This is a genomic window from Pseudomonas sp. P39-UII1, from assembly GCF_039672635.1.
Classification (GTDB): Bacteria; Pseudomonadota; Gammaproteobacteria; order Pseudomonadales; family Pseudomonadaceae; genus Aquipseudomonas.
This window is the reverse complement of the sequence record NZ_JBDFPP010000005.1, coordinates 158,179-183,686: the sequence shown is the minus strand read 5'-3', so window position 1 is coordinate 183,686 and position 25,508 is coordinate 158,179. Positions and strand designations below refer to the sequence as shown.

Genomic DNA, 25,508 nt, shown 5'->3' with positions numbered 1-25,508 from the left:
GCGGGCGGCGCTCGGTCTCAAGGGCGCTGAAGATCTCAAGGCAAGCGCTTCGCGCGGGCGGCGCTCGATCTCAAGGACGCTAAAGATCCCAAGACAAGCGCATTGAATGACAGGCTCGCCTTCAAACAACACCCCCCCGCATCCCCCGCAGCGCCGCCCGCAACTGTGCCGGCCTCACCGGCTTGGACAAAATGGCAATATTGCGCCCGTGCACCACCGCCTGGATTCTCTCCAGGTCATGCCCGGTCATGATCAACGCCGGCACCTCCCAGCCCCGCTGTTGCCGCAGGCTTTCGATGCAATCGACCCCCGTGGCCTCCTGCCCCAGGTCATAATCGGCCACGATCACTTCACACTGGCTGCTCAGCCCCACCGGCGAACTGTGCGCCTCCACCTCGCAGCCCCAACGCTGCAGCAGCGCCGAGGTTGCGCGCAGCACGTTATGGTCATCCTCTACCAGGCACACCCGCAACCCGCCGAGCATCGCGTTCTGCACGGCCTGTTGCTCTACGCCAAGCGCCGGTTTTTCCGCCGCTAGCCGGGGTAAACCCTGCAGGCTGACCGCCGTGCCTCGGCCCAGCCGCGAACGCAAGCGCACCTGCAAGCCCATCAACCGCCCCAGCCGCTTGACGATCGACAACCCCAACCCAACGCCTTCGACATCCTTGTCCCGCACCTGGCGTACGCGGTAGAACTCCTCGAACACCAGCCCCTGGTGTTCATCGGCGATGCCTCGCCCCTGGTCATACACCACGATGGCCAGCCCATCGCCGTGGCGGCGAACAGCAATCAGCAAAGGCCGATGGGCCGCGTACTTGAAGCTGTTGGAAAGCACGTTCTGCACCATGGTCGCGAGGATTCCGCGGTCGGCGCGGGTCCAGTGCCGGCAAGGGCGCAAGCGCATCTCCACACCGGCCCAACGGGCCGCTTCGGCGTTCTGGCGCAGCAGGTCGGCAAGAAAATCACCCAGGGCGAAGGTTTCGCACTTGGGTTGCACGCGGCCGTTGTCCAGCGTGTACAGGTCGAGAATCGAGCGGAACAGCTGCGACACGTTGAGCAGCGAACGGTCGATGCTGTCCACCAGACGCCGCTCCTGGTCGCCCAGGGGCGCCTCGCGCAGGCAGGCGGTGAACAGGCCGATGGAATGGATTGGCTGACGGAGGTCGTGGCTGGCCTGGGCGAGGAAGCGCGATTTCTCCCGGGTGGCGGCCATCGCCAGCTCCGAAGCCTTGCGGGTGCGCTCCAGCAGCATGTGGGCATAGATCGGGATCACGGTACTGGTGGTCAGCAACATCAGCACCATGAACGGGTTGGCCTGCCAATAAGGGTTCAGCTGGTACACCACCAGCAGCGCCGTCAGCGCCAGCACGGTGGCGATGATCAGGTAGCGGGTGCCGAAACGCATGCCATTGCCCAGGTTCACCCAGACCATCACCGCATACAGCGGCAAGGCCGCTTCGCCCCCCAGCACCAGGCCAAAACAGGTGCCGGTATAGTCATGCACGATGCCCAGCACACGCCGCCACGGGTAATGCCCCGGCCAGCGGGCGATGGCCTGGCGCAAGCCGATCGACAACAGGATGAAACTGACGATGTAGTAGATGACCGGCAGGTAGTCCTGCAGCGAATGGCCGGGCAGAAACCCCAGCACGGTGATGTACACCAGCGCGCAGCTGGCGACGATGACCCGCAGGTTGGCCTGGTCGAGTTCGTTGTTCTTGTTGTAGTCCATGGTGACGTCCCTGTGCACGGGGTCGCATATCTGCCATTTCGGCGCGACGCTAGCCGTTGTCACCTGCTAAATTAGCACGACCCGGAAAACCGGCGTTCACAGGGAGTGCCAGGACGTGACGTGCCGCATCATTGTGGCGGATGACCATCCGCTGTTCAGGGAAGCGATGGCCCGTACCGTGCAGCGGGTGTTGCCGGATGCCCTGCTGGAAGAAGCCGGCGACCTGCAGCGGGTGCTCGAACTGGCCAGCCAGGGCGAAGCCCCCGATACCCTCATTCTCGACCTGCGCTTCCCTGGCCTGACCGGTATCGACCGCCTGGTCGACCTGCGCCAGCAACTACGCAGCACCACGCTGATCGTCGTCTCGATGGTCGATGAGCCATCGCTGATCGAATTGGTCATGGCCAGTGGCGTTGACGGTTTCATTGGCAAGAGCATTGCACCGGATGAAATCGGCGCGGCGATCCTGGCCATCCGCGAAGGTGAAGTGCTGGTCAAGTACGCACCGTCAGGGTTGTTGCCAAACCTGGGCAGCGACGCCGAGCTGGAACACCTCACCCACCGGCAGCACGAGGTGTTGCGGCTGATCGCCCAGGGCAAGACCAACAAGGAAATCGCCCGGGCGCTGGATATCTCGCCGTTTACCGTGCGCATTCATGTGTCGTCGTTGCTCAAGGCGCTGAACGTCACCTCGCGCACGGCGGCGGCGGTCAAGTACACCGGCACCTGACGCCGCTGGTCGGGACGGCGCCCGTGCAGCACGATCATCCACGGGGCATAGGCACTCTAACGTGCACATGCCACCAAGGAGAGCGTTATGAACGAGACACTGCGAATGGGCGGTGGGAATGCCCAGGATGACTGGCCCGAACTGGAGCCGGAAAGACGCAACGACCGGGCAGACGATCCGGATGCCGACCCGAACGTCGCCGATGATGAGCAAAACCGCCCTGGGGTACCTGCCAGCGACCCGGAATCGGGTGCATGACGCGTTGGAGCGGGCCTGAAAGCCCGCTCCCTCATTTAGCTGATAACTGCAGAATCGCCAACCGACTGGCTCGGCTTGCCTCCCGACACCCGCCAACTGACGGCGGTTATGCCGTAGCGCTCGGCCATGGGCCGGCTGACTTTCTTGATTTTTTCGCGGCCGAACTTGGGAATGATGCCGATACCCGCATCACAGCTAGCCCAATGCCAGGCTTCGGTATTGTCCATCCGCTCCATGCGAATGATGAAACTGCGTGGCTCGCCATGCAGTTGGTAGTCGATGATGTACAGCTGGGGGTTAGGCATCACGGGGCCCTCCTCTTCTCCATGGATGACTTCTTCATTGAGTGATGCCCGCCTGGAAAGATTCAAAAAAATTGTCGAACAATTGCACGGTTAGCAAACCCGCCGGGCATACCCCAGCGGGCCTGGCGCGCCGCTGCGGTTTAACCGTGCTGCTGGCGGCCCCCGCCGTGGCTGTTCTGCCCACCCTTACGGCCGGCTTCGGATGCCCGTTGACGGTCGTTGGCAAAGTTGCCGCCCGACGCCTGGCCGCCTTTGTGGCCAGCTCGGGACGCCCGTTCGCGGTCATTGGCGAAGTTGCCCGGGTTGGTTTCCTTGGTGCCGCCACGTTGTCCGGTCCGCTCTTGATCACGAGCCATGTCGTTTCTCCTTGCGTTTGGATGGAATGACGCATGAATCTGTGCCATGCCTTGTTTCCGAACCGGCTAGGCACGCGTCTGCTCAATCCAGATGGCCGCAGCTGACGGGTGGCGCGAAACATCGGCAAGGCAAATGCTTGCGCGCCATTTTTACCTGACGCTTTCAGGCATGCACGCTCCACTGGGTGGACGCAGCCTCGATGGGCATTTCGTCGATGGCATGAATCATCCCGCTCTCAAGCGCCTCCTTGGGCCCAAGAATGCGCGGATACGCCATCAGGTAGCGCGGCACATCCAGCACCTCGCGGCTGCCTTGCGTGCGCTCGGCCACGATTTCTGCATACAGGCGCAAGTCGTAATCCAGGCTCATCGCATATTCGGCCATGCGTGCATGGTCTATCGAGCCGTGCAGCGTCCAGTGGAACGGGTGGAACAGGAACTTGCTGTGGGCGCAGGCGGTGCGATGCTCGCCCGCCAGGAACAGGATGTTGCCCATCGACTCCACGGTGCCCAGGTTGTGCGTATGCACGGGTATCGGCAACGTGCGCAGGAAGTTGTACAGGGTAAAGCCGTAGCTGCATTCCCCGCCCATGGTAGCGATGTTCAACTGAACAACCTCGGCCCCTTGCTGCAACACCTTGGAGCACGTGTTGATCAGGTTGCCGCAGGTAGAAGAATTGATCGGGCCGGTGAAGTGGATGATGTGTCTGGCCATGCGTGCCTCCAGGGTGGCGGTCATTGCAGATGAACGGGCAACCCTTCAATCGCGCGCGTCATCCTCGTTGGAGGGCCCAGTTGGCCAGGGCTTGGGCGAAACGGTCGAATTCCATGCCAACGGTCCTCGGCACTCTGTCCTTCGGTGGAAACGCTGGCGGGCGCAAAGTTCCCTGCGCAGGCCTGCCGGCCATTGGTCACACACCCTGGAACCGTTTGCGTTGGCGGCGGGTCGCTATTCAAGGGACAGCAATGAGGATGACAGTGTGAGCGAGATCCGTATCGGCATATCCGGATGGCGCTATGGCCCCTGGCGCAAAGACTTCTACCCCAAGGGCCTGCGGCAGGACAGCGAGCTGGCCTTTGCCTCCCGGGCGGTCAACAGCATCGAGATCAACGGCTCGTTCTACAGCCTGCAGACACCGGAACGTTACCGGCACTGGCACGATGACACGCCCGAGGACTTCGTGTTTTCAGTCAAAGGGCCGCGTTACATCACCCATGTGCGCCGGCTGAAGGACATCGAGGAGCCCTTGGCGAATTTCTTTGCGTCCGGCCCCTTGCTGCTTGGCAGCAAGCTCGGGCCGATCCTGTGGCAATTCCCGCCCAACATGAAGTTCGATGAGGCCCGGTTTTCTCGCTTCCTCGAGCTGCTGCCCCGCGACCGTCAGGCAGCCCGGGCCTGTGCCCGGCACTGCGCCGAGCGCCTCGAAGGCAATGGCAGCACCGACATCCGTGGCAATGCACGCCTGCGCCATGCCGTGGAGATCCGTAACGAGAGTTTCCTCTGTGAAGCCTTCGTCCAGCTGCTGCGCAAGCACGGCGTGGCCTTGGTAGTGGCCGACAGCGCGGGCAAGTGGCCGTGTGTCGAGGACGTGACCGCCGATTTCGTGTACATGCGCCTGCACGGAGATGTCGAGCTTTACAGCAGTGGCTATACCGCGCGTGCCCTGCGCCACTGGAAACAGCGGATCCTGCGCTGGAGCCAGGGCGAGCAACCAGACGATGCCCAGCTGATCGTTGACAAGCCGCCACGGCGGCGGGCCTCGCGGGATGTCTACTGCTACTTCGACAACGACCAGAAGGTTCACGCCCCGTTCGATGCCCGGCGCCTGCTGCAAAAGCTGGCCCTGGACGGTGAGCTGGTGACCGAGCCCGGCGTCGAGCCGGAGGTGGCCCTGTGAACAAGACCCTGCCCAGCCCCGGTTGCATCATCGACCGCATTACCACGGTACACCGCCTGAACGTGATGACGATCAATGTGCACAAGGGCTTTACCGCGCTGAACCGCCGCTTCATTTTGCCGGAGCTGCGTGAGGCCGTGCGCGCGACCGGGGCCGACCTGGTGTTCCTGCAGGAAGTGCATGGTAGCCACCAGCAGCATGCGCTGCGCCACCCAGCCTGGCCCGAGGCCCCGCAGTATGAATTTCTCGCCGACAGCATGTGGCCGCAGTTCGCCTATGGGCGCAACGCCGTTTATCCGCACGGTGACCACGGCAACGCACTGCTGTCGAAATTCCCCATCGCCGACCACCGCAACCTCGACGTGTCGATCCGTGGCAACGAAGAGCGCGGCCTGCTGCACTGCCGCCTGGATGTGCCAGGCCACGACGAGGTACACGCGATCTGTGTGCACCTGGGCTTGCGCGAGGCGCACCGGCAGCGTCAGGTGGGCCTGCTGCTCGAGCTGCTGGACAGCCTGCCGGCCGATGCGCCGGTGATCATCGCGGGCGATTTCAACGATTGGCGCCTGAAAGCCGATGCCATGCTCTCGCCGCATGTGGTTGAAGCCTTTGGCAGCCCGGCACGCAGCTTCCCCGCGCGTTTGCCGCTGCTGCGCCTGGACCGCATCTACCTGCGCAACGCGAAGGCGAGCAAAGCGCAGGTGTTGTCGAAATACCCATGGTCGCACCTGTCTGACCATGCCCCCTTGGCCGCGGAGATCGATTTGTGAACAGACCTTGGGTAGAGGGCAACAGCGTCGAGCTGTTGATCAATGGCGAAGACTATTACCCCCGCGTGTTCGAGGCCATGGGCCAGGCACGGGAAGAAATACTGCTGGAAACCTTCATCATCTTCGACGACAAGGTCGGCCAGCAGCTGCAGCAGGTGTTGATCGACGCCGCACGCCGTGGCGTACGCGTGGAACTTGCAGTCGATGGCTATGGCACGGCAGACCTGCCGGATGGGTTCATCTCGGCCATGACCGAAGCCGGCGTGAACTTCCACGCATTCGACCCGCAGCCACGCGTGGCGGGTATGCGCACCAACCTGTTCCGCCGCCTGCACCGCAAGATCGTGGTGGTCGACGGCGAGCGGGCATTCATCGGCGGCATCAACTACAGCGCCGATCACCTGGGCGATTTTGGCCCGATGGCCAAGCAGGACTATGCCGTGGAGGTCCGCGGCCCGGTGGTGGCGCAGGTGCATGCCTCCAGTAAACGCTTGATGGCCCCGGTGCTCGACCCGCCCAGCGAAGTGCGCCCGCTTACCGCGCCTGCTGGCCAGGTCAGCGCGGTGCTGGTGGAACGCGACAATGCCCGGCACCGCACCGATATCGAGGCGTGCTACCTGCAAGCGCTGCGCGCAGCCCGCCAGCGTATCGTGGTGGCCAACGCCTACTTCTTCCCGGGGTATCGGCTGTTGCGCGAACTGCGCAATGCGGCACGCCGGGGTGTGCAGGTAACCCTGATTCTGCAGGGCCAACCGGACATGCGCTGGGTGCGCGCGCTGTCACGGCTGCTCTACAACTACCTGTTGCGTGACGGCGTGCACATTCACGAGTACTGCCAACGGCCCCTGCACGGCAAGGTCGCCCTGGTGGACGATGAGTGGTCGACCGTGGGTTCGAGCAACCTCGACCCGCTGAGCCTGTCGTTCAACCTGGAGGCCAACCTGCTGATCCGCGATCGGGCGTTCAACCAGCACCTGCATGAGCACTTGACGTCCCTGGCCAGCGAACAATGCAAAGCGGTGACCCTGGAACGGATGATCCGCGGTTACTGGTGGCGGGCACCGCTGATCTTCATCGGTTTCCACCTCACCCGTTACTTCCCGCGCATTGCCGGCTGGTTTCCAGCGCACCGTCAGCGCCTGCACTCGGTGCAGCCGGAAATGCAGGCCCAGGGCGACCTTCACGAGGGCAACACCTGATGACGCATAAACCGTGGCACACCTGGGGCAAGCGCCTGCTTACCCTGCTGTTCATCGTGCTGATTCCCGTGCTGCTATTTTTGCTGGCGCGCAACCTGGACTGGAACGAGGTGCGCCAATCCCTCGTTGCCTACAAACCGAGTACCTTGATCATCGGCCTGGGGCTGGCGTTGTGCAGTTACCTGACCTTTGCCAGCTACGACCTGCTGGCGCGGGCCTACACCGGGCATCACCTGCCAGCGCGCCAGGTATTGCCGATCGCTTTCGTCTGCTACGCGTTCAACCTCAACTTCACCACCTGGGTGGGTGGCGTGGCTTTGCGTTACCGGCTGTATGGGCGCCTGGGGTTGGATACCGCAACCATCACCAAAATCCTGACCCTGGGCCTGTTGACCAACTGGATGGGCTACATGCTGCTGGCCGGCACGGTGTTCGCGCTGCGGCTGGTCAAGCTGCCGGAAAGCTGGGCGGTGGGCGTGACCGGGCTGCAGCTTATCGGCTTTCTGCTGCTGGGCATTGCACTGGCGTACCTGCTGGCCTGTGGCTTCGCCAAGCGCCGCACCTGGCGCGTGCGCGAGCATGAGATCACCCTGCCCTCGCTGCGCCTGGCGCTGTGCCAGGTGGCGCTGGGCGCGAGCAACTGGGCCTTGATGGCGGCGCTGATCTACTGGTTGCTGCCGGCTGACCTGTTCTACCCCTCGGTGCTCGGCATTCTGCTGATCAGCTGCGTGGCGGGCGTTGTGGCGCACATTCCCGCAGGGCTCGGGGTGCTCGAAGCGGTGTTTCTCGCCCTGCTGCACGGTCAGTTGGGCCAGGGCACGCTGGTGGCAGCGCTGCTGGGCTATCGCACCCTCTACTACCTGATCCCTCTGCTGCTGGCGGTGATCACCTACCTGGTACTGGAGAAACGCGCGCGGGCCATGCGCCAACGCGGCGAAGCGACATTACGCAAGACCTGAACGCGGGCCAGGTGCCCGGGAGGTGACACATGCGTCTAACCCTGCTGATGGTGATGCTGGGCAGCCTGGCCAGCGGCGAGGTATTGGCCGAAGCCTGCGAAGTCATGACCCGCTCTTCAAGCGAAGCGGTCAAGCCGGTGGAAGGCCGAACCTGTTACAGCTACAGCAACATGCCGGCTGAAGCGATCAACTGGTCGTGCAGCAACGAAAGCAAGGAAATGCTCAGCACCGAGAAACACAAGGTGGCACGTTGCGCCGACGGCAGCGTCGGCAGCTGCATTGCACCGTTGACCCAGGAAAGCCTGGCCAACCCCAAGTCGGCAGGCCGCAGTGAGCCCTCGACCAAGCCTGCGCTACCCAAGGACGCCCGGGTGATCACCTACTACTACGACACCCCAAGCCTGGGCCAGGCACGCGCCGACTGCGAGCGCAACGACGGGATCTGGCAGACGCACTGAGTGAAGGGAGCAAGCAGACATGGCACGTGGCGACAAAGACAAGTACACCGAGAAGCAAAAGCGCAAGGCCGAGCATATCGAGGAGAGCTATGAGGCCAAGGGCATTTCCAAAGATGAGGCCGAGGCGCGTGCCTGGGCGACGGTCAACAAGCAGTCCGGCGGCGGAGAGCGCAAGGGCGGCGGCGGTCAGGCGAAAAGCCCGGCCGCCAAGGCCAAGGCGCGTGAGTCTTCGGCCAAACGCGCGGCGGCAACCCGTAAAGGTGCGCCGCGCCCGGGGCAGCAGTTGGCCGACATGACCAAGGCTGAGTTGATGGAACGCGCCCGCAAGCACGACATTGCCGGGCGGTCGACCATGCGCAAGGCCGATTTGCTAGAGGCTTTGGCTAAGTACCGATCGTAAAACGGAGTGCGACAGGGCCGAACCTTTAGTCGATGTCATCGACCCTGTCGCGAAAGGTCAGCCCTTGGGCTGCTCATCAACCACGTCATCCGTCCAAGGCTCACCATCCAGCGGCGCAGACCGCGCCAGCTCGGCCTCGTCCAGGCCAATGCCGCCGCCAATCTCATCCGCATCGACCTGGCGCAGGCTTTGGTCGGCAGGCCCATCGCCATCGCCCGGTTCGTAGGGGTCTCGTGCGCCGGTTTCGTCAAACAGCGTGTCAGGGCTCAGGTCGTCGTCGGTGACATTGTCCTCGTGCAGGCTGTCGGTCAGCGCCTCACCGCCGGTCATGCCGCTTTGCGCGACGCGCCCTGGGGGGAACTCCTTGTCCACTTCAGCTGCCGGGCGTTCGTCGCCAATCCGCCCCTGGCGGTCATCGTTGCGTTCGCTGAAGTCCAGCTCGTGAACGCTGCCCATGCGGTCTTCGGTGTCGTCGATCTCGCTTGGCGTGTAAGGCTTGCGGTCAGTGGGTTGGCTCATATCGGCTCTCCGTCAGCGGGGTGTATGCGGTCGACTCCACATCACCGCCGAAGATTCAGAGTTTTTCGCACCGGCGCTGAAATGAAATTTTGAACTACCACCCCGCCCACTGCCTCCCTAATTAGAGACCGCGACCCCTATTTTGGAGCCTGTCATGGCCAAGCCCCTGCAGGAATATGCGCGCAAGCGCGACTTCAATGCCACCCCCGAGCCCAGTGGCAAGCGCGGCCGCGCCAAAGGTGCACATGCCCTGCAGTTTTGCATCCAGAAGCATGACGCCAGCCACCTGCATTACGACTTTCGCCTGGAGCTGGACGGCACCCTGAAAAGCTGGGCGATCCCCAAAGGCCCCTCGCTCGACCCGAAAGTCCGCCGCCTGGCCGTGCATGTGGAGGATCACCCCCTCGACTATGCCGATTTCGAAGGCAGCATCCCCGAAGGGCATTACGGTGCCGGCGACGTGATCGTCTGGGACCGGGGTATCTGGGAGCCCGAGGGTGACGCCCATGAAGCCTATGCCAAGGGCAAGCTGCGCTTTCGCCTGCAGGGCGAGAAGCTCAGCGGCGTTTGGAACCTGTTCCGCACCCACCTGGGTGGCAAAAAAGAGCAGTGGATGCTGGTCAAGTCCCATGACGGCCAGGCGCGCAGCGAGGCCGAGTACAGCATTGTCGATGCGCAACCCGACAGTGTGCTCAGCGATCGCACGCTGGTACCGCGCCGTGCGGCCAAAGCCGATAAAGCCGCCAAACCTGCCAAACCTGCGAAGCGCAAGCGTACCCGCGCCGCCCATAAAACGGCCTTACCCGATACCTTGCAGCCTCAATTGGCGACTTTGGTCGATTCGCCGCCCGCGGGCGACTGGCGCTATGAAGTGAAGTTCGATGGCTACCGCATCCTCGCCCGCATCGAAGGCGACGATGTGCGCCTGTTTACCCGCAACGGCCACGACTGGAGCAGCAAGATGCCCCGGCAGGTTGCTGCGCTGCGGGCATTGGGCGTCGATGCTGCCTGGCTGGATGGCGAGATGGTGGTCAACGGCGAAAACGGCACGGCTGATTTCCAGGCCCTGCAGAATGCATTCGATACCTCACAGGACGAGCAGATCATCTATTACCTGTTCGACCTGCCTTTCCTTGGCGGCGAAGACCTGCGCGAGCAGCCTGTCGAGGACCGGCGCGAGGCCCTGCGCCAACTGCTGGAGCAGGACACGTCTGATGTGTTGGCCTTCTCTGCCGACTTCGACCAGCCCGTGGCGTCGCTGCTCGACAGCGCCTGCCGTATGGAACTCGAGGGCCTGATCGGCAAACGCGCCGGCAGCCCGTACAGCGGCCGGCGCAGCGCCGACTGGGTCAAGCTCAAGTGCAAGCAGCGCCAGGAATTCGTGATCGTCGGCTTCACCGACCCCAAGGGCAGCCGCAGCGGCTTCGGCGCCCTGTTGCTGGCCCTGCATGACCCGGCCAGCGGTGAGCTGCAGTATGCCGGCAAGGTGGGTACCGGCTTCAGCGCCACCACGCTCGCCAGCATCCATGCCCGCCTCAAACCCCTGGAAATCGCCAAGCCCGCCCTGCCCCGGCCGCCCACAGGTGCCGAAGCCCGGGGCGTGCACTGGCTCAAGCCGCAACTGATGGCCGAGGTGGCGTACGCGCAGATGACCCGGGACGGCATCGTGCGCCACTCGGTGTTCCACGGCCTGCGCGATGACAAACCTGCCAGCGCCATCGACCTGGAGCGCGCCATGCCTGCCAAGACCGTGTCCAAACGCAAGCCCGCGAAAGCACCCGAAGCCATGGGCGATTTGCGCCTGACCCACCCGGACCGGGTGATCGACGCCAGTATCGGCGCCACCAAGCGGGACGTTGCCGAATATTACGCCGGGGTCAGCGAGTGGCTGCTGCCGCAGCTCAAGGACCGCCCAGTGGCGCTGGTGCGTGCGCCGGAGGGGCTCAATGGCGAACTGTTCTTCCAGAAAAACGCCGACGCGCTGCACATCGCCCATGTGGTCAGCTATGACAAGGCCCAGGCCGGCCAGGCGGCGATGGTCATCAACCGCCCCGACACCTTGCTGGGCGCGGTGCAGATGAACATGCTCGAACTGCACACCTGGAACGCGACCGACAAGGACTTCGACAAGCCCGACCGCTTCGTGCTCGACCTCGACCCGGACCCGGCACTGCCCTGGAAGGCGATGATCGAAGCCACCCAGTTGGCGCTGACCCTGCTCGACGAGCTTGGCCTTACGGTCTTTCTCAAGACCAGTGGTGGCAAAGGCATGCACCTGGTGGTGCCGCTGACCCGGCGCGCCGGCTGGGACGAGGTGAAGGACTTCAGCCATGCCATCGTCAATTATCTGGCCAAGCTGTTCCCTGACCGCCTGAGCGCGGTGTCGGGGCCGAAAAACCGGGTCGGGCGGATCTTCATCGATTACCTGCGCAACGGCAAAGGGGCAACCACGGCCTGCGCCTATTCCTTGCGGGCACGCGAAGGCCTGCCCGTGTCGGTGCCGATCTGGCGCGAGGAGCTGGCCCAGCTCAAGGGCGCCAACCAGTGGCACATCGGCAACCTGCACGAGCGCCTGGCCGAGGTCGACGACCCTTGGGCGAACATGGCCAAGACCCGGCAATCGATCACCGCACGCATGCGCAAACAGATGGGGATGGCATGAGCATCATTCAGGACTTCAACTTGAGCAATCTCGACAGCTTGCTGCGCACTTTCAGCGAGCGGTCGCAGGCCCTCAACCTGGACACCAAGCTTGCGCAACTGATGCAGGCGTTGCTGGCCGACCACCTCGACCTGCTGCCCCTGCCCGGCCAGGGCCACACGCTGCAGCGCTGGCAAACCCTGGCGCGGGTCGCCGGTTGCGACCTGGCGCTGGCCAAGCTGTACGAGGGCCATACCGACGCGCTGGCGATCCTCGCCGAATGTGGCAGCGCTCACCTGGTGGGGGATGCCATCTGGGGCGTGTGGGCCGCCGAACCGCCGGATGCCCGCGCCCGTGTCGTCAGCCGCGAAGACGACCAGGTACGCCTGGCCGGGCGCAAGGCCTGGTGTTCGGGGGCCTTGCAGATCGACCGGGCGCTGATCACCGCCTGGGGCGATGACGACCAGCCGCAATTGGTCGCCATCGAACTGGCCCACACCCGCCAGCGCCTGCACATCGACAATTGGCAAGCGGTCGGCATGGGCACCACCACCAGCGTGGAGATCGAGTTTGACGACGCCCCGGGCATTGCAGTCGGCCAGCCCGGCCAGTACCTGTCGCGCCCAGGCTTCTGGCATGGCGGTGCCGGCATCGCCGCTTGCTGGTATGGCGCCGCCGAGGCATTGGCGGATTACCTGCGGGAACAGTGCCGCAAACCCCGGCCCGACCCCCATGCCCAGGCGCACCTGGGCGCCGTGGATGCAGCGTTATACGGCGCCCGCGCCGCGTTGCGCGAATGCGCCGCGTGGATCGACCGTCAGCCCACGGCCGATGCCAGTTTCGAAGTTCGTCGGGCGCGTGCCCAGGTAGAACAGGCGGTTGAACAGGTGATCCGGCACGTCGGCCGCGCGCTGGGTGCTACACCGTTTTGCCGCAGCAGCCATTTCGCCCGGCTAAGCGCCGACTTGCCGGTGTTCATGCGCCAGAGCCACGCCGAGCGGGACCTGGCCGCCCTTGGACAACAGCTGGCCCAGGTGCCGGCAGGAGCCTGGCAACTATGACGGAAAACCTCATTCAGGCCAGTTCAGGCACGCCCTGGGCAGACTGGCAGCAGTCGGCGCACCTGGCGCGGGCCACCTGGATCAAGCCCGAGCAACTGCTGCCACCCGGGCGACGCCTGGTGTTGCTTGCCCCGCACCCGGATGACGAGATTCTCATGGCGGGTGGTTTGCTGGCTGGCCTGCACGGCCGCGAGCAAGACCTGTTGCTGATCTCGGCTACCGACGGTGAGGGCAGCCACCCCGATTCCGCAACCTGGACCGAACACCGCCTGCGCCGCCAGCGGCCACTGGAAAGCCGGCACGCCCTGCAGCAGCTCGACCTTGACGTCAATCAACTGGACTGGCGGCGGCTGCACCTCAAGGACGGTGCGTTGCCCCGCGACGAGGCCTTTCTGGTCAACCACCTCAACCAGTTGCTCAGGCCCGATGACGTGCTGATGACCACCTGGCGAGGCGACGGCCACTGCGACCACGAAGCCCTTGGCCGTGCGGCAGCGCAAGCGGCGCTGGCCCGCAAGGTTCAACTGGTCGAGGTACCGGTGTGGGCCTGGCACTGGGCGACGCCTGACGACCCGCGCCTGCCCTGGCCCCGCGCGCATCGGCTGGAGCTGGACGAGGCCCGCGTGGCGCGCAAGCGCCAGGCGCTGGCCGCGCACCACAGCCAACTGGAGCCGGACCAGAACCGGCCGCCGGTGCTGCCCGCGCACCTGCTCGATTGCCTGCTGCAACCGTTCGAACTCGTGTTCATGTAAGGGGATAGCTGATGAGCCTCGATGCGCAGTATTTCGCCGACCTGTATGCCAACAATGAAGACCCCTGGGCTTTTCGCACCCGCTGGTACGAGCGGCGCAAGCGTGACCTGCTGCTGGCCAGCCTGCCGCGGCAGTGCTACCAGCGTGTGTTCGAGCCCGCCTGCGCTAATGGCGAACTAAGCGCCGGCCTGGCCGAACGCTGCGCCGAGCTGTTGTGTCAGGACCTCAACCCCACCGCTGTAGCGCTGGCCCGCCAGCGCCTGGCGGGTGTGCACAATGCCTCGGTGGTCACGGGCTGCCTGCCGGGGGACTGGCCCGGCGGCAGCTTCGACCTGATCGTGCTCAGCGAAATGGGTTATTACCTGGACCCGACCGACTGGCTGCAAGTGATCGAGCAGTCCGTCGCCAGCCTGACTTACGACGGCGGCCTGCTCGCCTGCCATTGGCGCCACCCGATCGCCGGCTGCCCGCAGGATGGCCGCGAAGTTCACCAGATGCTTGCCAAGCACCTGCCGCTGTACCCGGTGCTGCGCCATGAAGAGGCAGATTTTCTGCTGGAGTACTGGTCATGCGAGCCCAGCGTGGTCGACCTCGACGAGACATGCTCATGATCGCCGTGGTCATCCCCGCACACAATGAAGCCCGCCGGCTGGGCCGGTGCCTCAAGGCGGTGGCTGCAGCAGTTGCCTTGGCCGAGCAGGCGGGGCATCAGGTCGAGGTGCTGGTGGTGCTGGACCGCTGCGTCGACGGCAGTGCTGCGGTGGCCAGGCGCTTTGGCGTCCAGACGCTGGCGGTGGAAGCAGGCAGCGTGGGCATGGCCCGCCGCCTGGGCGCAGCCCTGATGCTGGAACAGGGTGCCAGCTGGCTGGCCTGCACCGATGCCGACAGCCAGGTGCCGCCGCACTGGCTGCTGTCGCAGCTGGCCTGCACGGCCGAGGTGGTGTGCGGCACGGTGCACATCGAGCGTTGGCAGCCCTGGCAGCGCGCTGCGCTGCGCAAGTTGTACCGCAGTGGCTATCAGGCGTGCGAGGGGCATCGGCATGTGCATGGCGCCAACCTGGGTGTGTGTGCCCGCGCCTATGAACGTGTAGGCGGCTTTCAGCCGCTGCCGGCGCACGAGGATGTGCAACTGGTGCGCGACCTGGAGGCCAGTGGTGCACAGATCGTGTGGACGGCCAGGCACAGTGTGGCCACCAGCAGCCGGGTGGACAGCCGCGCCCGGGAAGGGTTTGGGGATTTTCTGGCGGATTTGCAGGCTCAGGTTCTGTAGCGCGTTTGCCCGCTCTCACAGAACAAACGCTAACTTACTGATTCGGCGCGGATCTTGTAGGAGCGGCTTCAGCCGCGAACACCGGCAAAGCCGGTGCCATCCACCGCGGCGCCTGCTTCGCGGCTGAAGCCGCTCCTACAGGGCCTACCTTGATTTCAAGACGCCTTGCGCGGCCGCTTGGCGGGTTTCTTCTCCGCCGGCGCTTTCTTGGCAACCTTGCCGCCAAGGCTGCGCTTGAGCAGTTCGGTGAGGTCGATGATGTCGGCGCTTTTCTCGGCATCGCCCGCCTCGCCTTTGTCGACCACACTGATCTTGCCTTTGCTGGCCTTCTCTTCCACCAGGTCCATGATGGTCTGGCGGAACGCGTCGTGGTATTCATCCGGCGCCCAGGCACCGCTCATGTCCTCGACCAGGCGCTTGGCCATGTCCAGCTCACGCTTGTCGACCTTGGTGTCGGTCACGCTCTTGTCCAGCTCCAGGGTGTCCAGCCCGCGTACTTCCTCGGGCCAGCGCAGGGTGATCATCACCAGTGCGTCCTCCAGCGGGCGCAGCAACGCCAGGTGCTGACGTGTGTGCAGCACCACCGTGGCCAGCGCCACCTTGCCGGTGCTTTCGAGGGTTTCACGCAGCAAGGCGTACACCTTGCCGCCACGGCGGTCCGGGCTCAGGTAATACGGGGTGTCGAACTGCTGCAGAGGGATTTCGCTGGCGGCGACGAAGGAGAAAATATCGATGGTCTGGGTCGCTTCAGGCCGCGCCTTGCGGATCTCCTCCTCGCTGATCACCACATAGCGGCCCTTCTCGTATTCCACGCCCTTGACGATGTTGTCCTTGTCGATTTCCTTGCCGGTCACCTTGTTGACCCGCTTGTAGCCCACCGGCTCCATGCTGCGCTTGTCGAGCCAGTCGAAATCGATGCGCTCGGTGCGCACGGCAGTGTTGAGGGAGACCGGGATATGCACCAGGCCGAAACTGATAGCGCCTTTCCAGATTGCCCTGGCCATGGCGAGCCTCCTAAGGTTGCACGGGGTGACCGGGTTGGCAGTAGCGCACCGCGCCGCAGCGTTCACAGAGCTGGCAGCGCAGCCCGGTCACTTCAGGGTTGGCCATGGCACGCCAGTGGCAGCCACGCAGCAGGCAGACAAATGTCATCAGCCACCTCCTCGGCCCGTGAATGTCGGGCGCTTACTTGAAGTGACTGCACAGCGCCGCGAAGGTTTGATCCAGTCAGCGTTCGGCCGGGCAGATGGTCAGCTCGGCGCGCTGAACAGCACCCGCTGGAAGGCTTCGGCGGCCAGGTGCACCTGCACCGACCAATCGTCTGCCGCCTCGCTGCCGGCGTCATCGGAGATGTACTTGAGGCAGACGAAGGGAATGCCTTCGTTGCGGGCAATCAGCGCGAGCACGTAGGCCTCCATGTCGACCACGTCGTACGGCGCATCGCCGTGGTTGATCTCGAAGCTGTCGCCGCTGCCGCAGGTTTCCACGGGCAGGCCAGGGATCATATGGCCATATTCCAGCACCACCGGGGTATCCGACAGCGGCGTCTGGTAGCGGGCAAAGCCCAGCGGGGTCACGTCCATGTCGCGCTGCACGAAGCGCGTACAGCACACCACCGACCCCTTGCCATGCCCCTGGCTACCGGCGGAGCCCAGGTTGACGATGAGCTTGGGCTTGCGCGGGTGGATGGCCTTGGTCAGGGCGATGGCGGCGTTGACCTTGCCGATCCCGGTGAACACAGTGTTCATCTGGGCAAAAACGTTGCCGGCCTCAGCTTCGAGGGCGAAAACGAACAGGGTGTCGGCCATTGAAATATCAGGGAATTGCTTGATCAGCATCATGGAGCGGGCAGGTCCGAATGGTTTGCAGGGGGCGCCGCCATTGTCGGCGAACCCTGCCGGAATGCAAGCGCCGCTGCTGGGCTGCAGCTGGGGTTTGCTTCAGCCAGGACCTGGTCTACCACGCTATTCACGGCCTGGGCTGCACTGGCACCGCGCACTATCGCTTGCTGCAGGCAGCCGAGCTGGCGGTCGGCGCTGGTCCCTGCGCGCAAAATCCCCCGGGCATGTTCGAACGAGCGCTCGGCGTCCACGGTGTCGACCGGGAAGCACGCCTGCATCTGCGCAAGCCACGCCAACGCGGTAACCGGCTGCTGGGCGTGAATACCAATGAATGTGGCGCTGCGCCCGTAGCGCATCGCCCGCCAGTAGTTTTCCTGGGTTACCCAGCGCAATTCGCGGCTGAACGGCGCCATGGCCGGGTGCGGCACCAGGCAGTGCTCCACCAGGTGGCGGAACAGGCCGGCCAGGCACAGGGCGTCTTCAAGCAACGGGCAGCCGTCGCAGATGCGTAGCTCCACGGTCGGAAAACGTCGCGAAGGCCTGACCGCCCACCAGAAATCGCCATCCGCTGCCAGCGCCCCGGTACGTTGCAGCAATGCCCGATAGCGCTGGTACGCGCCCCAATCCGCCAGTGGCTCCGGCAGCCCCATGTGGGGCCACTCGCCGCAGATTACCCGGCGGTAGCTCATGTAGCCGGTCTGCTGGCCTGCCCACAGGGGTGACGACGTGCTCATGGCAAGCAGTAAGGGCAGCCAGTAAAGCAGCCGATTGATCAGTTGCATGCGATCAAAGCCAGGCGCAACCCCCACGTGCACATGCAGCCCGTTGAGCAGGCTACGCCGGGCCACTTGCTGGTAATCGGCGAACAGCTGCCGATAGTGCGGCGTAGCCCTGGGTTTTTGCCGCTGCCAGGGTGCATTGGGGTGGCTGGCAGCGGCGTACAGGCCCACGCCATGTTGCCCGAGCACCTGGTTGAGCAGCTGGCGGCTGTCGGTGAAAAAATTGCGCGCCTCGTGCAGGTTGCCGAAAACCGGCGATGCCACTTCTATCTGGCTGCGGAACATTTCCTCGGCGAAATAGCGGCCCAACACTTCTTGGCACTGCCGATTGAGGGCAGGCGATGGCGCGGCGTGTACTCGCCGGCTGGCGAGCCCGACCAGCAGGTATTCTTCTTCGATGCCGAACGTGCACGCCCGGTCCATGGGGGTCAAGCGCTGCGGTTGACGGTCAGGGCCACGGCCGCGATGCGCTCGACGCGCTCGTACCCTGGCGCTGACAATTGCTCGCCGAATACGTCCGGGTCCACTTCGCGATACACCCAGGCCCATTCCGGGCCGGCCAGGCGCAGGCGAATGGCTTCGAGCAAAGGGTCGCGGCCTTCGACAATGGCCACGCCGGTGTAGAGCAGCAGCGACCCGCCCGGGGTCAGGCGCTCGCAGGCCTGCTCGACGATGCGCAAGGACAGCGCCGCGCCAAGGTCGCCACCACCGTGGCGGTAGGTGCGCTGGCTGTGATCGAGCATGTACGGTGGGTTGGCCACGATCAGGTCGAAGTTGCCGCCAAGGGCGTCGAGCAGATTGCTGGGCTGAATGGCAACATTGGTCACCCCCGCCAGCGCGGCGTTGATCGCCGTGTAGCGCAGTGCCAGCGGGTTGATGTCGACGGCGCTGACGTGTGCGTGTTGCACGGCGCGAGCGATCAGCAAGGCACCCACGCCGCTGCCGCAGCCAATGTCCACGGCGCGTTCGACGCGTACCGGGCTGCGTTGCAAATGGTCATGAATGACCTGGGCAAAGCGGTAGCTGTCGGGGCCGAAGAACACCGCATCGCTGGCCTCGGTCGGGTAGGCAGAATGCACCAGCAACAGGTCATCGAGGTTGGACCAGCGCACCCGGCTGCGCAGCAGCTCGCCGTCATCATCGACTACCTGCGCGGTGCGCAGCTGTTCCAGCGCGTCAGCGGATATCAGCGAGGGCATGAACGCACGGCTCCAACCGAACACATCGCGCAAGTTAGCCGCACGCTGCGCCCCGCCTCTGGCGTTGTTACGGGCATGGGTAGCGGGCGTCACACAGGTGAAACGATAGCCGTCGGCGCGCAGGCGCCGCCCCAGTTGCAGCAGCGCTGCATCGGCCTGGGCCTGGTGCGGGTCGGGTAGCATCAGTGCGGGCCCTCCTGGGCAAGGCCGGTTACATGAAGGTAGGTACGAGTGGCCTGCAGGCCGTCTGGCAATGCATGACGATTACCGGCCATTTGCGCGATCAGGGTGTCGATGTTCATCGACTGCTTGCGGGTGGCAGGCGGCGGTTCCTGCCCAAGTGCTGCCTCCCAGCTGCCTGGGGGCACGCGGCGCAGCGGCGCTTGCCAGCCGTTTGCTATCCAGTCGTGCCACAGCTGCTTCTCGTAAGCATCGAAAACGCCGAACATCGGCGCGCTCGGGCCTTCGATCAACGACCACCAGCGGCTCTGGGCGGGGTCCATGCCGCGCTTGATCCAGCCCTGTGCTTGCAAGGCCTGCAAAAATGCCGGCAGCGCCCCGGGCTCGGCAAGCCACTGATTGACGGTGCGCTGCTGCAGCCGGCAACGGTCGGCGTGCATGAACTGCCCGAACAGGCGCTTGTGCTCCAGCGCTGCCAGTAACTGGGCGTCGAGGTTGAAGCGGCTGATGAGCGTCGGCGTGTCGGTGCCCAGGTCGTTCAGGCGATAACCGTGCCTGACCCGCTGGTAGAACAGTTCGCGGCCCTCGCGCGGGCACAGTTGCTGCAGCGCGCTTATGGCTTTGTTGGCATGGCCGCTGGCGGCGTTGTCGATGGTCACGTGCAGCTGGAAGTAGTGGCCGTCGATGCCAAGCTCTGCCAGCTCGTAGGTAGTGATCAGCAGGTGCAACGGTGGCTGTTCATAGCCAAGGTTGTAGCCGATGACTTCCGGCAGGTAGTCGTCACCGCAGGCGCCCAGCGCCAGTTGCAAGGTGCCCTGCAAATAGCACGCGTCATCCAGCGACACGGGCTCGAGGCAACCGAGCCGGCTGAGCAGCCGCTGGTAGATCAACACATGGTTGCAGCGCGGGTCACCGTCGCCCAGCTCTTCAAGGTAGGTGCGTATCAAGCCGTGAAAGCGCGGGTCTTGCCAGTGGCGCAAGGCGCTGAACAGCCAGGCACCATCGACCGCCTTGGTCGGCGCCACTTGCTGCAGAAACCACAAGGCCTGGGCGCGATGGGTGAAATATTGACGTGGCGCGCCTTGCGCGCGTTGCTCAAGGTAGTGGGCGTAATCCGCAGCTACCTGTGCGGCGTGACGCGCGCTCCAGGCATGCAGCTGGTCTAGGCTGTCCGGCAGGTCGTCTGCCAGCTCACAGGCCATGGCCAGTTGTTCGGCAAGCCAATGGTGGGTGTCGCTGGAAGTGCCAGCCAGCAATGCCTGGTAGCGTTCGGCGAGGGTTGGATGCGCGGTCGTGGCTGGCGCCAAAGGTGAATCGTTGCGGGTAAGGGCCGTCATACCGCACTCCTCGAATGATTACTGGCTTTGGCCTTGCTGCTGCGGCATTGGCTCGGGGCCTGGCGCAGGTTGTGGTGCGGGTTTTTCGGTGTTCTGCTGCATTTGCAGGGAGGGTTTGCTCTGGTCGGCGTCCTTGGCCGGGTGATCGGCGTCGCGATCAAAACAGCCGCCAACCAGGGTCAGGCTGCCCAGCAGGCCCATAATCGGTATCAAGCGCATGGGATGTCCTCGTGTGCAGGTGAACCGCAGTGCCAGGTTGCCCCGGCACTGCGCTACGTCACTTACGAACGGCCGCCCTTGCGGCTCGTGTCGTTGGTGTGGCCACCACCAGACTGTTGGCCCCCTTTGCGTCCGGCTTCGGATGCCTTCTCGCGGTCATTGGCGAAGTTCCCTGGGTTTTTGGTACCGCCTTGGTTGCCTTGACCACCTTGGCTGCCGGTACTGCCCTTTTCTTTCTTGTCCATGGTGCGAAACCTCATGTGACTTCGGGATGCACGGCACAACTGCCGTACATAGGTTCGGAGTTCAGCGATATCGAGACATTCGTTTTATTGCGAAGGGTTCGGACCGGTGGCGTTAAATAAGCGGCGGTGGAGTATTTGGTGCGCCAGGGGATGCCGGTGCGCTCGCGTCCAGCTGCCGCTGCCGCCGCCCGAGCCAACCACCGGTCAAGCCCCAGGCCAGCGCGAGCACGGCACCGATGATCATGGCCAGCTGGGGATGGTCCCCCAGCACATCCAGCCCGCGCTTGACCCAACCGCTCAGTGCATCGCCGCCGCGATAGACCACTGTGTCGATGAAGTTCTTGGCCTTGTACTTGTCTTCGGCCGGCAACACCGTGAACAGCATCTCCCGCCCGGGCCGCACCAGGGCGTACTCGCCGGCGCGGCGTACGACCATCACCACCACGAACACCGCGAATACCGGCGCAAGGGCCAGCCACAGGAACCCGGCCGCCATCACCAAGGGCACGGCCACCAACAGCACGCCCACGCCCATGCGTTTGGCCAGGCGGCCGGTAATGAACACCTGGGTAAGGATCGCCAAGGCCTGGACAACGCTGTCGATCAGGCCGAACACCTGGGTCTGGCGGGTGCGGTCGGTGAATGTTTCGCTGACGATCCGCGCCTGCTCGAAGTACAGGAAGGTGCTGACGCTGGCCAGCAGCACGACGAACAGGGCAATCCCCAACAGGTACGGTGAGCGCAGCACTGCGGTGGCGCCGGCGAATGGATTGCCGCCCAAGGGTTTGGAGGCAGGCTGGGCGCTGTGAGCCGGCAATGGGTGGCGATCGCGCCAGCGCTGCAGGTAAACCGCTGCGGCAATGCTGCCCAGCAGAAACAGCGCAGCCAGCACGACCAGGCCGGCATGGCCCAGTGGCGCAACCAGCAGCGTGCCGAAGATTGGCCCGCAGAGGCCGCCCAGGCTGGCCCCGGCCGCCAGCAGGCCGAACAGGCGTTTGCCTTGCTCGGTGGAAAACAGGTCGGCCAGCACACTCCAGGCAAGCGAGATGGTCAGCAGGTTGAACACCGACAACCAGATGTAGAACGCCCGGGCATTCCACAGATCGTCCGGCGCGCGGGCAAACAGCACGGCAAACAGCAGCAGGTTGCTGGCGAAGAAGCCGTAGGTCCAGGGCAGGATGTGCCGCCGACGCACTTTTGAGGCCAGCCAGCCGAACAGCGGCAGGCAGGCCAGTGTGGCAATGAAGGTGCCGGTGAACAGCCATTGCAGGTTGTCGACACCGCCTGCTACGCCCATGGTTTCGCGTACCGGGCGCAGCATGAAATAGCCGGTGAACAGCAGGTAGAACAGTGCCAGGCCTGCAGCGACGGCAGGGCCTTCCCCGGGCTGGATGTTCAGCCCTTTGCGCCAGTTGGCCATGGCGTCAGCCGAACTGCTTGATCAGCGCCTGCTGCTGCGCCTGGGTAAGCAGTGGTTCGTGCCCGGCCTTGAGCTGGTCGAGCTGGCGATCGGGCCGGCCGGTGGCCGGGATCACCGTGGTCACGGCCGGGTGGCTGATGGCGAACTTCAGAAACAGCTGCGCCCAGCTGCCGATGCCCGCCTCTGCGGCCCAGGCTGGCAAGGGCTGGTCCTTGACCTTGGCAAACAGCCGGCCGTCGTCAAACGCGCGGTTGATCAGCACTGCAATGCCCTTTTCCTGGCACAGCGGCAACAGCTCACGCGCGGCCTGTGGCGCATTGACCGAATAGTTGATCTGGATGAAGTCCAGCGGCTCGTTGCGCACGATGCGCGCAACCTCGTCCTGGCCGCTGTTCAAATAGTGGGTGATGCCGACGTAGCGGGTCTTGCCTTGTTGCTTGAGTTCACGGGCATAGGGCAGTTGCGTCTGCCAGTCGCGCAGGTTGTGGATTTGCAGCAAATCAACCTTGTCGGTGCGCAGGCTCTTGAGGCTTTGGGCCCATTGCGCTTGCGCATCGGCGCGGCTGTCGGCGGCAATCTTGGTGGCGATGAAGCACTGCCGGTGCCAACCGCCCTCCTCCAGCAGCTGGCCGAGAATGCTGTCGGCGCCGCCATAGTTCGGCGAGGTGTCGATGACCTTGCCACCCCCGTCGAAAAACGCCTTGAGCACCTGCTTGAGTTGTAAGTACTCGGCAGAGCCGGCCTCGACTTCGAAGCTGCCGGAGGTCCCGGCGCCAATCACCGGCAAGGCCTCGCCGGTAGACGGGACCTTGCGTGTCAGCAACCCGGCAGAAGGTGCCGCATGCAGCCAAGGCACGGTGGCAAGCAGGCCCAAAGCCGCCCCGGCACGTAGGACATCGCGACGTGCATACATGGCAAAGCTCCCATTATGAGTCGGAAACTTTCAAGGCTAGCCGCATCGCCCCACGCTCGCAGGTGATTCTGTATCTGGATGTTTAGTGATCAGTCTTGCAGCAGCAGGCTCAGGTCCAGGCTCGTCGCGGTCATGGGAGGGCACCAGTAGAAACCACCGGTCAGGGGGCGGCTGAAACGGTACAGGCCGTCGATGATGCCGTCTTCCAGGCCGCTCATACGCTTCAATTGCACCTCGAACGCGTCAAAGCTGTGGCCCAGGGCGACGAATGCCAGGCCGGCGCCGCGGCTGTCCGCCCACGCTACCGAACGCCGCACCATAAACGCTTCGGGTGCGAAGCTTTCCTGGGCGGTGCGCTTGACGTGGGCCGATTCCGGCGCATCGTCGAGCTCTTCGTTGTCACTAAGGCGACGGCCGATGATGTTGTCCTGGTCGGCCTGGGGCAGCGACTTGAAGTATTCCAGGTCGTGCTTCCACAGCTGGAAGGCGGCAAAGCTGGAGCCTGCCAGCCCCGACTGCTCGGTGGCAACGATGGCAGCCTCGACGGCAGCCTGGTCAACCGGGTTCTCGGTGCCGTCTTCATAACCGGTCAGGTCGTGGCCGCCACGGTGCAGGAAGCCGTCGACGCTGTCGGCCAGCCGCAAGGCCGGGGCCAGTGCCTGTTCCAGCGCCTGGGCCTGCAGCAGCAGGTCGCCGCGTTCATCACCGCGCAGCCATAGCCACAGGGCATGCTGGGTGCTTGGGTTCTCCACGGCCGCATCCAGCTGCGGGAATGGGCGCAGGCCTGGCACTTCACGGCCCAGGGCCTTGGCCAGTGGGGCACCGATGCCGACGATCAGACGCTGGCCATCGACGTGCGGCAACAGAGCATCCAGTGCGCCAGGCAAAGCTTCGGGCATATGCAGGGTGAAGAACAGGTGGCGGGCTTGTGCCGGCACCGGGGTGGCAAGCAGACCTTGCTGGAACGGCATGACAGGCTAATCCTAGGTGAAAAAAGCGGCATGCTACTGCGCGCGGCAGCCTATCGCAACGCGGCATAAAAGCGTGATGGCACCGGGCCTGGCGAGATTGCAGTAACAAAAGGTTACCAAGTGCTGGCGCATTGCAATTAGCTATCGTTCAGGTGCGGCCTAGACTGCCTGGATCCCATGCCCGAGTGATTGCCCATGACCGCCTCGCCCCTGCTGTCCACGTTTCTTCCGCTGGCCTTGGGCATCATCATGCTCGGCCTTGGCTTGTCGCTGACCCTGGCCGACTTCGCCCGTGTGGTGAAGCATCCCAAGCCGGTGCTGATCGGCCTGGGCTGCCAGATCCTGCTGTTGCCGCTGGTGTGCTTTTTGATTGCCAATGGGTTCGGGCTGGAAGCGGCACTGGCCGTTGGCCTGATGCTGCTGGCAGCCTCACCCGGTGGCACCACCGCCAACCTGTTCAGCCACCTGGCGCACGGTGACGTGGCACTGAATATCACCCTGACGGCGGTCAACTCGTTGATCGCGATCCTGACCATGCCCCTGCTGGTAAACCTGTCGCTGGTGTGGTTCATGGCGTCGGACCAGGCCATCCCGCTGCAATTTGCCAAGGTCATGCAGGTGTTCGCCATCGTCCTGCTGCCGGTCGCCCTGGGCATGATGATCCGGCGCTGGACGCCAGGTTTTGCCGCACGCATGGAAAAGCCCATGAAACTGGTGGCCGCGCTGTTCCTGGCATTCACCATCGTGCTGGCCCTGACCAAGGACTGGCAGACCGTGGTCGAATACGCACCCGTGGTCGGCCTGGCGGCGTTGCTGTTCAACGTCATCAGCCTGGCTGTCGGTTACTGGGTGCCGCGGTTGTTGAGTATTCCCAAACGCCAGGCCATCGCCATCGGCATGGAAATCGGTATTCACAACGGCACCTTGGCGATTGCCCTGGCCTTGAGCCCGTCGCTGCTGAACAACCCGACCATGGCGGTGCCGGCGGCCCTGTACAGCCTGATCATGTTCTTCACGGCGGCGGGGTTTGGCTGGTGGGTAAGCCGCGGGCAGGCAGCGGTAGCGCCGCAAGGCAAGGGTGAAACGGCGAATTGAC

General features: G+C 64.3%; 29 protein-coding genes and 1 pseudogene. 14 read left to right on the top strand and 16 right to left on the bottom strand.

Going from position 1 to position 25,508, the window contains the following annotated elements; all coding sequences use genetic code 11:
• Nucleotides 1–121: 121 nt before the first annotated feature.
• Nucleotides 122–1,732, bottom strand: a complete 1,611-nt coding sequence (locus ABEH27_RS09465) for a hybrid sensor histidine kinase/response regulator (RefSeq protein ID WP_346613326.1) — start codon at nucleotides 1,730–1,732, stop codon at nucleotides 122–124.
• 115 nt (nucleotides 1,733–1,847) lie between these two features.
• Between ABEH27_RS09465 and ABEH27_RS09460 the strand changes: the two genes are divergently transcribed.
• Nucleotides 1,848–2,462 (top strand): response regulator transcription factor, encoded by a 615-nt coding sequence (locus ABEH27_RS09460; protein ID WP_346613325.1) that lies wholly within the window; start codon nucleotides 1,848–1,850, stop codon nucleotides 2,460–2,462.
• 87 nt (nucleotides 2,463–2,549) lie between these two features.
• Nucleotides 2,550–2,720: a hypothetical protein gene (locus ABEH27_RS09455; protein ID WP_346613324.1), complete on the top strand. Its 171-nt coding sequence runs from the start codon at nucleotides 2,550–2,552 to the stop codon at nucleotides 2,718–2,720.
• A gap of 35 nt (nucleotides 2,721–2,755) precedes the next feature.
• On the opposite strand, the gene ABEH27_RS09450 is transcribed toward ABEH27_RS09455, so the two are convergent.
• The 3 genes from ABEH27_RS09450 to ABEH27_RS09440 form a co-directional block, all read right to left on the bottom strand.
• Nucleotides 2,756–3,025 (bottom strand): DUF6555 family protein, encoded by a 270-nt coding sequence (locus ABEH27_RS09450; RefSeq protein WP_346613323.1) that lies wholly within the window; start codon nucleotides 3,023–3,025, stop codon nucleotides 2,756–2,758.
• 140 nt (nucleotides 3,026–3,165) lie between these two features.
• Nucleotides 3,166–3,381 (bottom strand): general stress protein, encoded by a 216-nt coding sequence (locus tag ABEH27_RS09445; RefSeq protein ID WP_346613322.1) that lies wholly within the window; start codon nucleotides 3,379–3,381, stop codon nucleotides 3,166–3,168.
• Nucleotides 3,382–3,544: 163 nt separating this feature from the next.
• Nucleotides 3,545–4,096, bottom strand: coding sequence for an ATP-dependent Clp protease proteolytic subunit (locus ABEH27_RS09440; RefSeq protein ID WP_346613321.1), 552 nt, complete (start codon nucleotides 4,094–4,096; stop codon nucleotides 3,545–3,547).
• A 265-nt stretch (nucleotides 4,097–4,361) separates the two neighbouring features.
• Between ABEH27_RS09440 and ABEH27_RS09435 the strand changes: the two genes are divergently transcribed.
• Genes ABEH27_RS09435 through ABEH27_RS09410 form a run of 6 tightly spaced genes read left to right on the top strand, consistent with a single transcriptional unit; the run spans nucleotide 4,362 to nucleotide 9,065 of the window.
• The gene (locus tag ABEH27_RS09435) at nucleotides 4,362–5,279 is read left to right on the top strand and encodes a DUF72 domain-containing protein (protein ID WP_346613320.1); all 918 of its coding nucleotides are present in this window, start codon (nucleotides 4,362–4,364) and stop codon (nucleotides 5,277–5,279) included.
• Nucleotides 5,276–6,049, top strand: a complete 774-nt coding sequence (locus tag ABEH27_RS09430; protein ID WP_346613319.1) for an endonuclease/exonuclease/phosphatase family protein — start codon at nucleotides 5,276–5,278, stop codon at nucleotides 6,047–6,049. Before ABEH27_RS09435 ends, ABEH27_RS09430 begins: the two co-directional genes overlap by 4 nt.
• Complete coding sequence (gene clsB / locus ABEH27_RS09425; protein ID WP_346613318.1) at nucleotides 6,046–7,248, top strand: cardiolipin synthase ClsB; 1,203 nt, start codon at nucleotides 6,046–6,048, stop codon at nucleotides 7,246–7,248. Before ABEH27_RS09430 ends, clsB begins: the two co-directional genes overlap by 4 nt.
• A complete protein-coding gene (locus tag ABEH27_RS09420; protein ID WP_346613317.1) occupies nucleotides 7,248–8,207 on the top strand; it encodes a lysylphosphatidylglycerol synthase domain-containing protein in 960 nt (319 codons plus the stop codon). Before clsB ends, ABEH27_RS09420 begins: the two co-directional genes overlap by 1 nt.
• Nucleotides 8,208–8,236: 29 nt before the next feature.
• A complete protein-coding gene (locus ABEH27_RS09415; protein ID WP_346613316.1) occupies nucleotides 8,237–8,665 on the top strand; it encodes a hypothetical protein in 429 nt (142 codons plus the stop codon).
• Nucleotides 8,666–8,684: 19 nt separating this feature from the next.
• Entirely contained in the window at nucleotides 8,685–9,065 is a 381-nt protein-coding gene (locus ABEH27_RS09410; RefSeq protein ID WP_346613315.1) for a Rho termination factor N-terminal domain-containing protein, read from the top strand.
• 57 nt (nucleotides 9,066–9,122) lie between these two features.
• Here ABEH27_RS09410 and ABEH27_RS09405 read toward each other — a convergent pair whose 3' ends face one another.
• A complete protein-coding gene (locus tag ABEH27_RS09405) occupies nucleotides 9,123–9,584 on the bottom strand; it encodes a phosphotransferase system, HPr-related protein (RefSeq protein WP_346613314.1) in 462 nt (153 codons plus the stop codon).
• Between the two features lie 154 nt (nucleotides 9,585–9,738).
• Here ABEH27_RS09405 and ligD point away from each other — a divergent pair, with 154 nt between their 5' ends.
• From ligD to ABEH27_RS09380, 5 genes are read left to right on the top strand one after another with little or no spacing between them, the layout of a single operon-like run.
• On the top strand, nucleotides 9,739–12,246 hold the full coding sequence (gene ligD, locus ABEH27_RS09400) for a DNA ligase D (protein WP_346613313.1): 2,508 nt from the start codon (nucleotides 9,739–9,741) through the stop codon (nucleotides 12,244–12,246).
• Nucleotides 12,243–13,286 (top strand): acyl-CoA dehydrogenase family protein, encoded by a 1,044-nt coding sequence (locus tag ABEH27_RS09395; RefSeq protein WP_346613312.1) that lies wholly within the window; start codon nucleotides 12,243–12,245, stop codon nucleotides 13,284–13,286. Before ligD ends, ABEH27_RS09395 begins: the two co-directional genes overlap by 4 nt.
• Nucleotides 13,283–14,038: a PIG-L family deacetylase gene (locus tag ABEH27_RS09390; protein ID WP_346613311.1), complete on the top strand. Its 756-nt coding sequence runs from the start codon at nucleotides 13,283–13,285 to the stop codon at nucleotides 14,036–14,038. The genes ABEH27_RS09395 and ABEH27_RS09390 overlap by 4 nt, the downstream gene beginning before the upstream one ends.
• 11 nt (nucleotides 14,039–14,049) lie before the next feature.
• Nucleotides 14,050–14,649, top strand: coding sequence for a class I SAM-dependent methyltransferase (locus ABEH27_RS09385; protein ID WP_346613310.1), 600 nt, complete (start codon nucleotides 14,050–14,052; stop codon nucleotides 14,647–14,649).
• A complete protein-coding gene (locus ABEH27_RS09380; protein ID WP_346613480.1) occupies nucleotides 14,646–15,308 on the top strand; it encodes a glycosyltransferase in 663 nt (220 codons plus the stop codon). Before ABEH27_RS09385 ends, ABEH27_RS09380 begins: the two co-directional genes overlap by 4 nt.
• 155 nt (nucleotides 15,309–15,463) lie before the next feature.
• Here the strand turns inward: ABEH27_RS09380 and ABEH27_RS09375 are convergent, their stop codons facing one another.
• From ABEH27_RS09375 to ABEH27_RS09325, 11 genes and pseudogenes are all read right to left on the bottom strand, one after another.
• Entirely contained in the window at nucleotides 15,464–16,312 is an 849-nt protein-coding gene (locus ABEH27_RS09375; protein ID WP_346613309.1) for a Ku protein, read from the bottom strand.
• 10 nt (nucleotides 16,313–16,322) lie between these two features.
• Nucleotides 16,323–16,460 carry a PSPA7_2676 family Cys-rich small protein gene (locus tag ABEH27_RS09370; protein WP_346613308.1) on the bottom strand — a complete coding sequence of 46 codons (138 nt, stop codon included), beginning with the start codon at nucleotides 16,458–16,460 and terminating at the stop codon, nucleotides 16,323–16,325.
• A gap of 98 nt (nucleotides 16,461–16,558) precedes the next feature.
• Nucleotides 16,559–17,149 (bottom strand): nucleosidase, encoded by a 591-nt coding sequence (locus ABEH27_RS09365; protein WP_346613307.1) that lies wholly within the window; start codon nucleotides 17,147–17,149, stop codon nucleotides 16,559–16,561.
• Between the two features lie 98 nt (nucleotides 17,150–17,247).
• Nucleotides 17,248–18,351, bottom strand: a pseudogene (locus tag ABEH27_RS09360) (carboxylate-amine ligase); the annotation flags it as partial.
• Nucleotides 18,352–18,356: 5 nt separating this feature from the next.
• Entirely contained in the window at nucleotides 18,357–19,310 is a 954-nt protein-coding gene (locus tag ABEH27_RS09355; protein WP_346613306.1) for a class I SAM-dependent methyltransferase, read from the bottom strand.
• Nucleotides 19,310–20,644 (bottom strand): iron-containing redox enzyme family protein, encoded by a 1,335-nt coding sequence (locus ABEH27_RS09350; RefSeq protein ID WP_346613305.1) that lies wholly within the window; start codon nucleotides 20,642–20,644, stop codon nucleotides 19,310–19,312. Before ABEH27_RS09350 ends, ABEH27_RS09355 begins: the two co-directional genes overlap by 1 nt.
• Nucleotides 20,645–20,662: 18 nt before the next feature.
• Nucleotides 20,663–20,863, bottom strand: a complete 201-nt coding sequence (locus ABEH27_RS09345; protein WP_346613304.1) for a hypothetical protein — start codon at nucleotides 20,861–20,863, stop codon at nucleotides 20,663–20,665.
• A gap of 62 nt (nucleotides 20,864–20,925) precedes the next feature.
• Nucleotides 20,926–21,108: a KGG domain-containing protein gene (locus ABEH27_RS09340; protein ID WP_346613303.1), complete on the bottom strand. Its 183-nt coding sequence runs from the start codon at nucleotides 21,106–21,108 to the stop codon at nucleotides 20,926–20,928.
• A 112-nt stretch (nucleotides 21,109–21,220) separates the two neighbouring features.
• On the bottom strand, nucleotides 21,221–22,528 hold the full coding sequence (locus ABEH27_RS09335) for an MFS transporter (protein ID WP_346613302.1): 1,308 nt from the start codon (nucleotides 22,526–22,528) through the stop codon (nucleotides 21,221–21,223).
• Nucleotides 22,529–22,532: 4 nt separating this feature from the next.
• Complete coding sequence (locus ABEH27_RS09330; protein ID WP_346613301.1) at nucleotides 22,533–23,441, bottom strand: aldo/keto reductase; 909 nt, start codon at nucleotides 23,439–23,441, stop codon at nucleotides 22,533–22,535.
• An 89-nt stretch (nucleotides 23,442–23,530) separates the two neighbouring features.
• The gene (locus tag ABEH27_RS09325) at nucleotides 23,531–24,412 is read right to left on the bottom strand and encodes a Dyp-type peroxidase (protein WP_346613300.1); all 882 of its coding nucleotides are present in this window, start codon (nucleotides 24,410–24,412) and stop codon (nucleotides 23,531–23,533) included.
• Nucleotides 24,413–24,607: 195 nt separating this feature from the next.
• Here ABEH27_RS09325 and ABEH27_RS09320 point away from each other — a divergent pair, with 195 nt between their 5' ends.
• The gene (locus ABEH27_RS09320) at nucleotides 24,608–25,507 is read left to right on the top strand and encodes a bile acid:sodium symporter family protein (protein ID WP_346613299.1); all 900 of its coding nucleotides are present in this window, start codon (nucleotides 24,608–24,610) and stop codon (nucleotides 25,505–25,507) included.
• The last annotated feature ends 1 nt before the right edge of the window (nucleotide 25,508 follow it).

What these genes read in the sequence shown, in the direction of transcription:
- ligD (WP_346613313.1), top strand. Translation starts at nt 9,739, where the DNA reads ATGGCCAAGCCCCTGCAGGAATATGCGCGCAAGCGCGACTTCAATGCC.
- ABEH27_RS09395 (WP_346613312.1), top strand. Translation starts at nt 12,243, where the DNA reads ATGAGCATCATTCAGGACTTCAACTTGAGCAATCTCGACAGCTTGCTG.
- ABEH27_RS09385 (WP_346613310.1), top strand. Translation starts at nt 14,050, where the DNA reads ATGAGCCTCGATGCGCAGTATTTCGCCGACCTGTATGCCAACAATGAA.
- ABEH27_RS09335 (WP_346613302.1), bottom strand. Translation starts at nt 22,528, where the DNA reads ATGGCCAACTGGCGCAAAGGGCTGAACATCCAGCCCGGGGAAGGCCCT.
- ABEH27_RS09325 (WP_346613300.1), bottom strand. Translation starts at nt 24,412, where the DNA reads ATGCCGTTCCAGCAAGGTCTGCTTGCCACCCCGGTGCCGGCACAAGCC.
- ABEH27_RS09390 (WP_346613311.1), top strand. Translation starts at nt 13,283, where the DNA reads ATGACGGAAAACCTCATTCAGGCCAGTTCAGGCACGCCCTGGGCAGAC.
- ABEH27_RS09375 (WP_346613309.1), bottom strand. Translation starts at nt 16,312, where the DNA reads ATGGCCAGGGCAATCTGGAAAGGCGCTATCAGTTTCGGCCTGGTGCAT.
- ABEH27_RS09410 (WP_346613315.1), top strand. Translation starts at nt 8,685, where the DNA reads ATGGCACGTGGCGACAAAGACAAGTACACCGAGAAGCAAAAGCGCAAG.
- ABEH27_RS09370 (WP_346613308.1), bottom strand. Translation starts at nt 16,460, where the DNA reads ATGACATTTGTCTGCCTGCTGCGTGGCTGCCACTGGCGTGCCATGGCC.
- ABEH27_RS09330 (WP_346613301.1), bottom strand. Translation starts at nt 23,441, where the DNA reads ATGTATGCACGTCGCGATGTCCTACGTGCCGGGGCGGCTTTGGGCCTG.
- ABEH27_RS09465 (WP_346613326.1), bottom strand. Translation starts at nt 1,732, where the DNA reads ATGGACTACAACAAGAACAACGAACTCGACCAGGCCAACCTGCGGGTC.
- ABEH27_RS09340 (WP_346613303.1), bottom strand. Translation starts at nt 21,108, where the DNA reads ATGGACAAGAAAGAAAAGGGCAGTACCGGCAGCCAAGGTGGTCAAGGC.
- ABEH27_RS09415 (WP_346613316.1), top strand. Translation starts at nt 8,237, where the DNA reads ATGCGTCTAACCCTGCTGATGGTGATGCTGGGCAGCCTGGCCAGCGGC.
- ABEH27_RS09320 (WP_346613299.1), top strand. Translation starts at nt 24,608, where the DNA reads ATGACCGCCTCGCCCCTGCTGTCCACGTTTCTTCCGCTGGCCTTGGGC.
- ABEH27_RS09345 (WP_346613304.1), bottom strand. Translation starts at nt 20,863, where the DNA reads ATGCGCTTGATACCGATTATGGGCCTGCTGGGCAGCCTGACCCTGGTT.
- ABEH27_RS09350 (WP_346613305.1), bottom strand. Translation starts at nt 20,644, where the DNA reads ATGACGGCCCTTACCCGCAACGATTCACCTTTGGCGCCAGCCACGACC.
- ABEH27_RS09445 (WP_346613322.1), bottom strand. Translation starts at nt 3,381, where the DNA reads ATGGCTCGTGATCAAGAGCGGACCGGACAACGTGGCGGCACCAAGGAA.
- ABEH27_RS09355 (WP_346613306.1), bottom strand. Translation starts at nt 19,310, where the DNA reads ATGCTACCCGACCCGCACCAGGCCCAGGCCGATGCAGCGCTGCTGCAA.
- ABEH27_RS09440 (WP_346613321.1), bottom strand. Translation starts at nt 4,096, where the DNA reads ATGGCCAGACACATCATCCACTTCACCGGCCCGATCAATTCTTCTACC.
- ABEH27_RS09420 (WP_346613317.1), top strand. Translation starts at nt 7,248, where the DNA reads ATGACGCATAAACCGTGGCACACCTGGGGCAAGCGCCTGCTTACCCTG.
- ABEH27_RS09365 (WP_346613307.1), bottom strand. Translation starts at nt 17,149, where the DNA reads ATGATGCTGATCAAGCAATTCCCTGATATTTCAATGGCCGACACCCTG.
- ABEH27_RS09380 (WP_346613480.1), top strand. Translation starts at nt 14,646, where the DNA reads ATGATCGCCGTGGTCATCCCCGCACACAATGAAGCCCGCCGGCTGGGC.
- ABEH27_RS09405 (WP_346613314.1), bottom strand. Translation starts at nt 9,584, where the DNA reads ATGAGCCAACCCACTGACCGCAAGCCTTACACGCCAAGCGAGATCGAC.
- ABEH27_RS09455 (WP_346613324.1), top strand. Translation starts at nt 2,550, where the DNA reads ATGAACGAGACACTGCGAATGGGCGGTGGGAATGCCCAGGATGACTGG.
- ABEH27_RS09450 (WP_346613323.1), bottom strand. Translation starts at nt 3,025, where the DNA reads ATGCCTAACCCCCAGCTGTACATCATCGACTACCAACTGCATGGCGAG.